Genomic DNA, 1,159 nt, shown 5'->3' on the forward strand with positions numbered 1-1,159 from the left:
GTATCTCTCGAAAAGCCGCTTGTTGGCCTTTGCGGCGATGGCCTCCACTTCGCCGGAGACAGACCTTCCCTTGAGAGGGTATTTCTTATGGGGCTGGCGCGACCGTATGGAAGCATTACATTCGATGAGCGCCCGGCGAAGGCGGCCGTTTCCCTGCTTGGTGATAGGACCACAGGATCTGCGGTTTCCGCTGGAAGACTCGGAGGGAGTAGTTCCAAGCCAAGAGGAAAGGTGCCTGGGCGACTTGAAGCGTCTGAAGTCGCCGATCTCCGCCACTGCGAGAAAAGCCGTCTGGACGTTGATGCCCTTGAGCCTGCACAGGCCATCGACATAGGGCTTGAAACGGGGCGTGTCAGCCAGATCCGCGATCTTTTCCCTGAGTGTTCTGTCTTCTTGAATCCTCTGGTCGAGCAGTATCAAAAGGCCATCCAGGACTTGCTGGGAGACGGGATCGTCGAGATCGATAGACTTTATCCAGGCCATGTGGTCTTTTCCCCAAGAGGCCTTCGGTCTTCCGCTTTCGGTGGTTTCTTGCCAAACGTAGCCGTATTTGAGCAGAAAGGCGCTGATTCGCAGTTTTGCCGCCTTGACTTCGTCAGTTGTGGTCACCCGAAGCCTCGCAAGATCTCTGGCCCCTTCGATCTCTTCGTTGGGAATCCATACACAGGAGTATTTCTTGACCGGATTGGTAATTTCTCTTCGAATGGCGCAAGCGTCGATCTTATCGCATTTCCGACGCTTTTCGATGGAGGTTCTCGCCAGGGAAGATACGGCGATGATGTCGCAGTCGATGTCTTCGGCTCTGATCTTTCTTGCCAGGTCAAAACCGGTGCATCCGGATTCGTAAGCGCAGTAGACAGGGCTAGGCAATTGGTTTACCCATCGGATAAGGGCGCAATCCTTATCGGGTCCTTTGAATACTTTGGAATACTCTTGACCATCGCTGATGTTTACGCCTTTGCAGACCAAGGATTTGGCATGAACGTCGATTCCTACATAGGTTGTATACTGCTGCATAGAGAGGCTCCTTCCAGGCATTGTGTGATTGTTGAATCACGGGAATTGAGACACCTAGATGCTAGCCCAGATTTTGGACTGAATAAACCATTTGTTCAGGTCGGAGCCTCTTTGTGTAACATCCCGATGGACATATCATCAG

1 protein-coding gene is annotated in these 1,159 nt (G+C 52.5%); it reads right to left on the minus strand.

Going from position 1 to position 1,159, the window contains the following annotated elements; genetic code table 11:
- Positions 1-1,017 (minus strand): IS110 family transposase (locus G7Y46_RS09050; RefSeq protein WP_165254023.1); only part of this gene is annotated, 1,017 nt, incomplete at its 3' end.
- Positions 1,018-1,159 lie beyond the last annotated feature (142 nt).

This window comes from Adlercreutzia sp. ZJ304, from assembly GCF_011039075.1.
Taxonomy (GTDB): domain Bacteria; phylum Actinomycetota; class Coriobacteriia; order Coriobacteriales; family Eggerthellaceae; genus Adlercreutzia_A.